10 protein-coding genes and 1 rRNA gene are annotated in these 9576 nt (G+C 71.9%); 10 read left to right on the forward strand and 1 reads right to left on the reverse strand.

Annotated elements, in window-relative coordinates:
• The 10 genes from rrf to ABZ385_RS33165 all read left to right on the forward strand — a co-directional run.
• Window positions 1-88 (forward strand): 5S ribosomal RNA (rrf, locus tag ABZ385_RS33120); the annotation flags it as partial.
• Window positions 89-153: 65 nt separating this feature from the next.
• Window positions 154-798, forward strand: coding sequence for an HAD family hydrolase (locus ABZ385_RS33125; RefSeq protein WP_358914193.1), 645 nt, complete (start codon window positions 154-156; stop codon window positions 796-798).
• Between the two features lie 136 nt (window positions 799-934).
• Window positions 935-1669 (forward strand): VC0807 family protein, encoded by a 735-nt coding sequence (locus tag ABZ385_RS33130; RefSeq protein ID WP_358590039.1) that lies wholly within the window; start codon window positions 935-937, stop codon window positions 1667-1669.
• A 66-nt stretch (window positions 1670-1735) separates the two neighbouring features.
• Window positions 1736-2956 (forward strand): MFS transporter, encoded by a 1221-nt coding sequence (locus ABZ385_RS33135; RefSeq protein ID WP_358914194.1) that lies wholly within the window; start codon window positions 1736-1738, stop codon window positions 2954-2956.
• A complete protein-coding gene (locus ABZ385_RS33140) occupies window positions 2907-4082 on the forward strand; it encodes an acetoin utilization protein AcuC (protein ID WP_358590034.1) in 1176 nt (391 codons plus the stop codon). Before ABZ385_RS33135 ends, ABZ385_RS33140 begins: the two co-directional genes overlap by 50 nt.
• Before the next feature lie 108 nt (window positions 4083-4190).
• Window positions 4191-5006 carry a phosphatase gene (locus ABZ385_RS33145; RefSeq protein ID WP_358590032.1) on the forward strand — a complete coding sequence of 272 codons (816 nt, stop codon included), beginning with the start codon at window positions 4191-4193 and terminating at the stop codon, window positions 5004-5006.
• 132 nt (window positions 5007-5138) lie between these two features.
• Complete coding sequence (locus ABZ385_RS33150) at window positions 5139-5348, forward strand: helix-turn-helix domain-containing protein (protein WP_062770509.1); 210 nt, start codon at window positions 5139-5141, stop codon at window positions 5346-5348.
• A gap of 158 nt (window positions 5349-5506) precedes the next feature.
• Window positions 5507-5605, forward strand: a complete 99-nt coding sequence (locus ABZ385_RS33155) for an AURKAIP1/COX24 domain-containing protein (RefSeq protein ID WP_003948845.1) — start codon at window positions 5507-5509, stop codon at window positions 5603-5605.
• A 235-nt stretch (window positions 5606-5840) separates the two neighbouring features.
• Window positions 5841-6890: an NAD-dependent epimerase/dehydratase family protein gene (locus ABZ385_RS33160; protein ID WP_358590030.1), complete on the forward strand. Its 1050-nt coding sequence runs from the start codon at window positions 5841-5843 to the stop codon at window positions 6888-6890.
• Window positions 6891-6904: 14 nt separating this feature from the next.
• Window positions 6905-7966, forward strand: a complete 1062-nt coding sequence (locus tag ABZ385_RS33165; protein ID WP_358914195.1) for a lysophospholipid acyltransferase family protein — start codon at window positions 6905-6907, stop codon at window positions 7964-7966.
• A gap of 73 nt (window positions 7967-8039) precedes the next feature.
• On the opposite strand, the gene ABZ385_RS33170 is transcribed toward ABZ385_RS33165, so the two are convergent.
• Complete coding sequence (locus tag ABZ385_RS33170; protein ID WP_358914196.1) at window positions 8040-9305, reverse strand: DUF5667 domain-containing protein; 1266 nt, start codon at window positions 9303-9305, stop codon at window positions 8040-8042.
• Window positions 9306-9576 lie beyond the last annotated feature (271 nt).

A 9576-nucleotide genomic window follows, 5' to 3' on the forward strand; every position in this document is an offset into this window, starting at 1 on the left:
CGGTTACATTCCGAACCCGGAAGCTAAGCCTCACAGCGCCGATGGTACTGCAGGGGGGACCCTGTGGGAGAGTAGGACGCCGCCGAACTAATTTTAAACGGGAAACCCCCGCACCATTATGGTGCGGGGGTTTTCTGCGTTTACGGTCGAGGTATGCGATACGACCTGGTCATCTTCGACAACGACGGCGTCCTCGTGGACAGTGAGCCGATCTCCAACACGATCCTCGCCGGCTATCTGACCGAACTGGGGCACCCCACCTCCTACGAGGACTCCCTGCGCGACTACATGGGGGCCGCCGTCCACCGCGTACACGACCTGGTGTTCGAGCGGAGTGGGCAGCGGCTTCCCGCGGAATTCGACGACGAGTTCCACGCCCGGGTCTTCGCCGCGTTCGAGCGCGAGCTGAAGCCGATGGACGGGGCGGTCGACGTGCTGCGGGAGCTGGCCGCCGACGGGGTGGCCTACTGTCTGGCGTCCTCCGGGAGCCATGAGCGGATCCGGGTCGGGCACCGCAAGACCGGGCTCGACGCCTGGTTCGACGAAGCGCGGATCTTCAGCGCGCAGGACGTCGGCCGGGGAAAGCCGGCCCCCGATCTGTTCCTGCACGCGGCCGAACGGATGGGCGTGGCCCCCGCGAAGTGTGCCGTCGTGGAGGACAGCCCGCTCGGGGTGCGGGCCGCGCTGGCCGCGGGGATGGACGTGTACGGGTTCACCGCCATGACACCGGCCGAGCGGCTGGAGGGGGTCACCGAACTCTTCGCGGACCTCCGGGACTTGCCGCGGCTGCTGGCCTGAGGTCAGCAGAGCGGGACTGACATTTGTCACGCCCAGGTCCGGACGATCGTTTCTGTCGGGCGGCAGGTGCCGGCGGCGAAGCTGTGGGTGTCACGGAGAAACGGGACGCACACAGCCACGACGGAGGAACCCGACCATGAGCCAGCTCGCCGCAGAGGCCCCCGCCCGCGTCCCGGCCACCCCGGTCCCGGCCACCCCGGCCCCCGCCGTCGCGGACGACGCCCGCAAGGCCCGTATCGAGTCGCTGAAGCCCCTCGTCCTCGACGCGCTGCTGCCGACCGCCGCGTACTACCTCATCAGCAAGGGATTCGGGACGAGCGCCCTGGCGGCGCTGGCCTGGAGCAGTGTGCTGCCGGCCGGGCGCACCGCGTGGGGGCTCGTCAAGGAGCGGCGGCTGAACGGGCTCGCCGCGCTGATCCTGACCGCCAACATCGTCGGACTGCTGCTCGCCCTCGTCGCCGGCGACGCGCGGCTCATGCTGGCCAAGGACAGCGGCATCACCGCCACCGTGGGGCTCGCCGTCCTGGTGTCGGTGTGGGCGGGCAGGCCGCTGATGACGGCCGCCCTGCGGCCCTGGGTGACCAAGGGGAACGCGGCGCGGATCGCGGCCTGGGCGGAACTGGGCACCGAGCGGGGGCGGTTCGCGCGGCTGGAGCGGAGGTTCTCGGCGGTGTGGGGCGTGGCCCTCTTCGGCGAGGCCGCGCTGCGGGTCGCCGGGGCCTACACGCTCCCCGTCGACACCATGGTGTGGGTGGGCGGGGTGATCGCGGTGGTGACGATCACGCTGACCGTCCTGGTCACCGGCGCCCTGGTCGTCGGCCCCATGGAGCGGCTGGTCACCGAGCGCGTCCAGGAGCGGAAGCGCGCGTGAGAACGCCCGAATCAGCTGAGTGATCCATCTACCGCCGGGTAGTGCGGGGCCCTACGCTCTCCAGCCATGACTGATGTGCTGCGGCGCGGCAGGGCCTCGCTGGCGTTCGCCTTCCTGGTGCAGGGAGTGGCCTTCGCCCTGCTGGTGACGCGGATCCCGGCGATCCAGGACCGGTACGGGATATCCGACGGGCTGCTGCCGGTCTTCCTCGCGGCGGTGCCGATCCTGGCCGGTGCCGGCAGCGTGGGCACCGAGCGGCTGATCAAGTGGGTGCCACCGAGCCGGGTGCTCAGGTGGTCCCAGCCGGTGGTGCTGCTGTCGCTGCTCGGTGCCGGCGCCGGGGAGGCGATGTGGCAGGCGGCGGTGGCGCTCGGGGTGTTCGGGCTCTCGGTGGGGGCGCTCGACGCGTCGATGAACATGCTGGGCGTCAGCCTGCAACAGGCCTACGGGCGCAGCATCATGCTGGGATTTCATGCCGCGTACAGCCTGGGCGGGATCGCGGGGGCCTCGCTCGCGTGGGCGGGGGCGCACTGGGATCTGGCGCTGTTCGTGTCGTATCTGCCGGTCGTCGCGGTGCTGTTGCCGGCGGCCCTGGTGGGGAGCCGGTGGTACGTCGACGCGGGGGTCCCGAGCGGTGGGGCCGGGAAGGGCGGGGCCGTCGGGTTCAAGCTGCTGCTTCCGCTCTGCCTGGTGATGACCTTCGCGTACATCGGGGATTCGACGGTCTCCAACTGGAGCGCCAAGTACGCGCAGGACGTGCTGGGGGGCTCGGAGGAGGTCTCGACGGTCCCGTACAACGCCTACATGGTCATGACGCTGCTGGGGCGGGGGCTCGGGGACCTGGGGGTGCGGCGGTTCGGGGCGGTGGCCGTGGTGCGCGGCGGGTCCGTGGTGGCCGCGCTGGGCTTCGCGGTCGTGGCGGCGGCGCCCGGGGCGTGGGCGGGGGTCGCCGGATTCACGGTGCTGGGTCTTGGGCTGTCGGTGATCGTGCCGCAGACCTTCGCGGCGGCGGGCCGGCGCGCCTTCGAGACACATGGGCCCGGGGCTTCGGACGCGGCCGTCGCGCGACTGAATGTCTTCAACTATGTGGGCTTTTTGATCGGTTCGCCGCTGGTGGGCGGGCTCGGGGACGCGTGGAACTACCGGGGGGCGATGCTCGTTCCGATGGTGTTGGTGCTCGTGACCCTGGGGTACGCCCGTGCCTTCGCCTCCGAAGCGGACCGATACGGTGACGGGCATGAGCGGCCGCGCACAGCTGATGTGGGACGAGGCAGTAACGGGCTATGACTTCGGCCCGGGTCACCCCATGGACCCGGTCCGGCTCGGCCTGACGCGAAGTCTGGTCGGCGCCTTCGGGCTCGACCGGGAGATGGACGTGGTCACGGCCAAGCGCGCCGGCGACTCCACCCTGCGGCTCGTGCACCGCGAGGACTACGTGGCGGCGGTCAAGGCGGCTTCGGCGGACCCGGCGTCCGCCCGCGGAGAGTACGGCCTCGGCACGGAGGACGACCCGGCCTTCGCGGGGATGCACGAGGCGTCGGCGCTGATCGCCGGGTTGTCCGTCGGGGCGGCCGAGGCGGTGTGGCGCGGCGAGGCCCTGCACGCGGTGAACTTCTCCGGCGGGCTGCACCACGCCATGCCCGGGGGCGCCTCGGGGTTCTGCGTCTACAACGACCCGGCGCTGGCCGTCGCGCGGCTCCTGGAGCTGGGCGCCGAGCGGGTCGCGTACGTGGACGTCGACGTCCATCACGGCGACGGGGTGCAGGCCGCGTTCTGGGAGGACCCGCGCGTCCTGACGATCTCGCTGCACGAGCATCCCAGCACCCTCTTCCCGCAGACCGGCTGGCCGCAGGAGACGGGCGCGGCGGGCGCGGCCGAGGGCTCCGCGGTGAACGTGGCGCTGCCGGCCGGCACCGGCGACGCGGGATGGGTGCGGGCCTTCCACGCCGTGGTGCCCGAGCTGCTCGCCCAGTTCCGGCCGCAGGTGCTCGTGACCCAGCACGGGGCGGACACCCACTTCGAGGACCCCCTGGCGCACCTGGCCGTGTCCCTGGACGCGCAGCGGGCGGTGCAGGTGGCCTGTCACGAGCTGGCGCACGAGTACGCGCAGGGGCGGTGGGTCGCCCTGGGCGGCGGGGGATACGCGGTGGTGGACGTGGTGCCGCGCTCCTGGACGCACCTCGTCGGCATCGCCGCGGGACGGCCCGTCGACCCGGTGGCGGTGATCCCGGAGAGCTGGCGGCAGGAAGTGTACGCCCGCACCCGGCAGTTGGCGCCGGCGCGGATGACCGACGGGCGGTGGCCCGTGCGGTGGCAGGAGTGGGAGGCGGGGTACGACCCCGCCGACCGCCTCGACCAGGCCGTCCTGGCGGCCCGGCGGGCCGCGTTCCCGCTGCGGGGACTGCTGGCCTAGGCCCGCCCGCCCGGGGGGTCGCGCCCGCATTGTGCCGCTGTTAGCCCAACTGTGGGGGTTTTCCGGGGTTTTGGGGACCCGGGGCGGCCGATGCGACAGCATCGACGCGTGTTGACCACCGGCGCCCTGCGCGCGCACCTGTTGGCGGCTCGGCTGGCCGGGCCCGTGGCCACCTCCCGGGAGGAGAGCCTGCGCAGCTATCGGCTCTTCGCGGCGAGGGACCCCCGGGTGCTGCTCGGGCTCGACCCCGAGCGGAGCTGGGGCCCGGGCGACCTGCTGCGCCTGATGGCCGACAGGTGCGGGGTCTCCGCCGACCCGCGGCACACCACGGGGGCGGACGTCATCGACCCGGAGCGGACGCTGAGGGCGCTCGACGCGTTCGCCGAGCGCCTCTCGGACGCGGCGCGAAGGCGGCTTCCCGTACTCTTCGGAACCGGGCACCCCCAGCGGCTGCTGGGTTTCTACGCCACGTTGGCCGAGGCCCTGTCGGCGGCCGGATGCACTGTCCTCACCCCCGCGCAGGGCGACAGTGTCGACATAACGACCCGGTTCGGCCTACGTACGTACAACCTTGACTACGTACAAGGCGTCGCGCTGGTGCGCGAACCCGGCGCGCGTCCCACCGGGAGTGCGACCGGCGCACACACCCACTCACCGCTCCCGGTTCGGGCCGCCCTGGACGCCGCCGCACAGGCCGGCGGGCCCCTCCCCGAGCTGGTCGTCGGAGACCACGGATGGGTCTGCGGAGCAGGTCAGCTGGGGTTCGAGACGATCGGTCTCGCCGATACGGACGACCCCGCCCTGTTCGTCGGACAGGCCGAGGGGCTGGTGTCCGTCGTCGTTCCGCTTGATGACGCTGTGCGGTCTGATTACTACCGACCGCTTACTCGCTATGTACTCAATCGAGCGTGTCTGTCACAGTAGGCGGCCGATCGCTGCTCCTCTTCCCCACTCGCATCATCCGCCCCTAGTCTGGGGAGTGAGCGCGCAGCGACGAAGAGTCACCGGAAGGGGAAGCCGGTGCCCGTCATGTGCGGAAGGTTCAGGTGGGGTGTCATGGCTGAGAACCAGAGGCCGCTGAACGAAGTTCAGTTTCTGACCGTGGCGGAAGTCGCCTCGGTGATGCGAGTGTCCAAGATGACCGTGTACCGCCTGGTGCACAGCGGTCATCTGCCCGCCATCCGGGTCGGAAGGTCCTTCCGGGTTCCGGAACAGGCGGTTCACGAGTACCTCCGCGAGTCGTATGTGGGGGTCGAGGCAGGCTGAGCGCGGGGGCCCGCGGGCCCCCCGCCACCCGGTCCGCGAGGATCCATTGGCCCTCGATTACGTCCCTCACGCCGGGACGGGTAGGCTAGGCCGACGTAGGTCGTGTGGGCCCAGTCTGCTGCCCCGCACCGAGTGAAGAGAAGTGAGCGAGGGTAGTCGTGGGCTCTGTTATCAAGAAGCGGCGTAAGCGGATGGCCAAGAAGAAGCACCGCAAGCTGCTGAAGCGCACTCGCGTTCAGCGTCGCAACAAGAAGTAGGCGATCGCTGTACCGCGTGTTTCGAAGCCCTCCCGCCACCGGCGGGAGGGCTTCGGCATGTCCGGGGCCCGCCTGCGCGGTGTTTGAGGCGCGGGAGCTTGGTCCGTACGTATCCGTGTGTCCGTCGTCACTTCCCGCGGCGCGCGGTCGTCACAGCGAAACACCGACCCGCTAGCGTGGGCCGGGACACATGTCGGCGGTGTGCGGCGAGGGTGGGGAAAGGCAGGCGCTGATCTTGGGCAAGGTCGTGCTCGTGACCGGAGTGGCCCGGCAGCTGGGCGGACGGTTCGTCCGGCGCGTCCAGTGCGATCCCGAGGTCGACCGGGTGATCGCCGTCGACGCGCTGGAGCCCGAGCACCAGCTGGGCGGCGCCGACTTCGTCCGGGCCGACATCAGGCAGCCCGCGATCGCCAAGGTGCTCGCCGAGTACGACGTGGACACGGTCGTCCACATGGACGTCACCGCCACCGCGCTCGGCCGGGGCGGCCGGGGCGCGGTCAAGGAGACCAACGTCATCGGCACCATGCAGCTCCTCGGTGCCTGCCAGAAGTCGCCCACGGTCAAGCGGCTCGTGGTGAAGTCCAGTACGAGCGTGTACGGCTCCGCGCCCAAGGACCCGGCCGTCTTCACCGAGACGACGACCCCCAAGGCCCTGCCCAGCGGCGGCTTCGCCAAGGACACCGTCGAGGTCGAGGGCTACGTCCGGGGCTTCGCCCGGCGGCGCCCCGACGTGGCGGTGTGCGTGCTGCGCTTCGCCAACATCCTGGGGCCCGCGGCCGACTCCCCGCTCGCCGAGTACTTCTCGCTGCCCGTCCTGCCCACCGTGTTCGGCTACGACCCGCGCCTGCAGTTCGTGCACGAGGACGACGCGGTCGAGGTGCTGCGCCTCGCCTCGCACGAACCGCGGCGCGGAACGCTCAACAGCGGCACGTTCAACATCGCGGGCGACGGCCAGCTGCTGCTCTCGCAGTGCTCCCGGCGGCTCGGCCGGCCCACCGTGCCGGTGCTCCTGCCGGCCGTCACCTGGGTCGGCGCCGCGCTGCGCACGGTCGGCATGACGGACTTCTCGCCGGAACAGATCCGGCTGCTCACCCACGGCAGGGTCGTGGCCACCCGGCAGATGCGCGAGACACTGGGCTTCAGACCCACGTACACGACCGCGGAGGCCTTCGCGGACTTCGTGCGCAGCCGGGGCCCCGGACTGCTGCCGCCGAGTGCCCTCGCGGGGGCAGTGGACCGGATCGCCGCGCTGCCCTTCGCGGGCGGCCCCCACCGCGCCAACTGAGGAGAGCGTCAACGATGGCGGACGCCAAGGTCATTCCGTTCGACGACGACCGCTCGCGCGCGGGTGCGCAGCGCGCGGCGCGCCGCAGGGCCGCGCCCCGGCGCCCCGGTGAGCCCGCGACCGTGAGCGAGGTCAAGGTGCTCCCGGGCCAGCAGACGGGCCACCCGGCCGCCCGGCCGGCCGAGGAGCCCGGCGCCGGGGACCCGGGGCCCGGGGAGCGGGCGCCCCGCTCCGGAGGCGACTGGGACCGCCGGATCGCCGGCGGCCTGGCCTTCCTGCGGCGGCGCCTCACCGGGGAGTACGAGGTCGACGACTTCGGCTACGACGAGGAGCTGACCGACCAGGTCCTCATGTCGCTGCTGCGGCCCCTGTACGAGAAGTACTTCCGCGTGGAGGTGAAGGGCGTCGAGAACATCCCCGCCGAGGGCGGGGCGCTGATCGTCGCCAACCACTCCGGGACGCTGCCGCTGGACGGCCTGATGATGCAGGTGGCGGTGCACGACAACCACCCTCAGGGCCGGCATCTGCGGCTGCTCGCCGCCGACCTGGTCTTCATGCTGCCGGTCGTCAACGAACTGGCCCGCAAGGCCGGTCACACCCTGGCGTGCGCGGAGGACGCCGAGCGCCTCCTGGAGCGGGGCGAGCTGGTCGGGGTGATGCCGGAGGGCTTCAAGGGCATCGGAAAACCGTTCGGCGAGCGCTACAAGCTCCAGCGGTTCGGCCGCGGCGGTTTCGTCTCGACGGCACTGCGGACGGGCTCCCCGATCGTGCCGTGCTCGATCGTCGGGGCGGAGGAGATCTATCCGATGATCGGCAACGCCAAGACGCTGGCGCGCGTCCTCGGCCTGCCCTACTTCCCGATCACGCCGACGTTCCCCTGGCTGGGGCCGTTGGGGGCGGTGCCGCTGCCGACGAAGTGGACGATCCAGTTCGGCGAGCCGATCGCGACGGACGGCCATCCGCCGGAGGCGGCGGAGGACCCGATGCTGATGTTCAACCTCACGGACCAGGTCCGCGAGCAGATCCAGCACTCCCTGTACAAGCTGCTGGTGCAGCGGCGGTCCGTCTTCTTCTGACCGCCGGGCGCGCGCGTACGCCTCGGGGGCGCTCCCCGCTGTGGAGGGCGCCCCCGAGGCGTACCGCGGAGGGCTACTTGGCGTCCTCCCCTTCGATGCCCAGCTCCGGGAGCAGGCCGGGCAGGAGCGGGGGCAGGGTGATGTCCGGCTTGGCCGAGGGACGGTCCTTGCCGGGCTTGCTCCTGCCGTCCGACGGGGCCGGTGTCGTCTTGTCGGCAGGCGGGTCGAGCAGATCGCCCACGCTGCCGCCGAGGACGTCGTCCCCCGGGCTGTGCGGGGTGGCGGGTCCGGGCTTGCGCTCGCCGCCCGTGTCGCCGTTCTTCCGCTCGCTGTCGCCGCCCGAGGGGGTGGAGGAGCGCCCGTCCGCGCCCTGGGAGCCACGGGGGCTCTGCGGGGCCCGGTCGGTCGCGCCGCCCTTCTCGGGCTTACGGGGCAGCAGGCCCCGCAACGGCTCGACCTCCTCGTCCATGGCGTCGAAGACGGAGTCCACCTGCGCGCCCACGTCCCCCAGCTGGACCGGCAGCCGGTTCTGGAGGTCGCTCCAGCTCTCGCGGTGAGAGCGGGAGAACGCGGAGAGCGCCTGGAGAGGACCGAGCGAGCCGTCGCGCTCGTACGCCTCCAGGAGCAGCCGGTGACCCTCGGCCGCGTCGTGCCGCATGCCGGAGAGAGCACGCCTGATCTCTCCGAGCGACTCGTGGTCGAGGGTGCCGGAGCGGCCGCGCTCCATGAGTCTTCGCGCTTCGTTCAACCGGGTGGAGGCCTGGTCGAGGTAGAGCTCGCCGCGGTCGGTGTCGCCGTCGGCCATGCCCAGCTTGAGATCTTCCATCCCGCGCTTGAGACCGTAGAGCGAGTCGCCCGGGAGGGCGTCCGAGCTGGCGGCGGCGACCCCGCCGAAGGCGCCCGCCGCGACACCGACGGTCAGGCCGCCCGCCGCGAGGCCCTTCGACAGGCGGGAGCGCGGCCGCAGCTTGTGCAGCGGCCCCGCCCGGTGGGCGCCCTTGCGGGAGCGCTGTTCGGGCACCGCGGCACTGGCGGTGCCCTCGAGGAGCATGGCCTCCATCGCGGCCACGAGCTGGGCACGCTGGACGACCTTGACCTCGGGGTCGAGGGCGGGTTTGGGCAGCGCGTCGAGCCCCTCGGCCAGGGCCAGCATGCGGCCCTGCTCGGGGGGATCGGCGCGGGCCGCGGTGGTTTCGGGGGACTTGGCGCATGCGGTCGCGGGCGCGGCTGCGGACGCGGAGTCCTCGGACTGCTCGGCCGCCGGGTCCTGGTCGGAATGCTCCTCCAGGGCCTGGGCGAAGGCGTTCGCCCGCCGGTGGGCCGATACGTTCGCGATCACTGGCGGCACCTCCTCTCGTCATGACGGTCGACTCCCCAGGGGGTCCTGAGGGTTGCTTGGCCTGAACGCTTCCACACGATCGAGTGATCGTGTCGGTTCAGGTGGCGACCACAGGGAGCCTGCATCCCGCACAACGAGCGTCGCGGCACTTGGGTTACGGACGTCAGGATGATCGGACCGCGAAGAATCGACGAAGGGCCGTGGCGGCCATCCCGCGTGGGACATCTGGCGCGCTGAGAGGGCGCCATTGAAGCGGGTGAGGAGCGCGCCG

Origin of the sequence: Streptomyces sp. NPDC005898, assembly GCF_040629635.1 — a bacterium.
Lineage (GTDB): Bacteria > Actinomycetota > Actinomycetes > Streptomycetales > Streptomycetaceae > Streptomyces.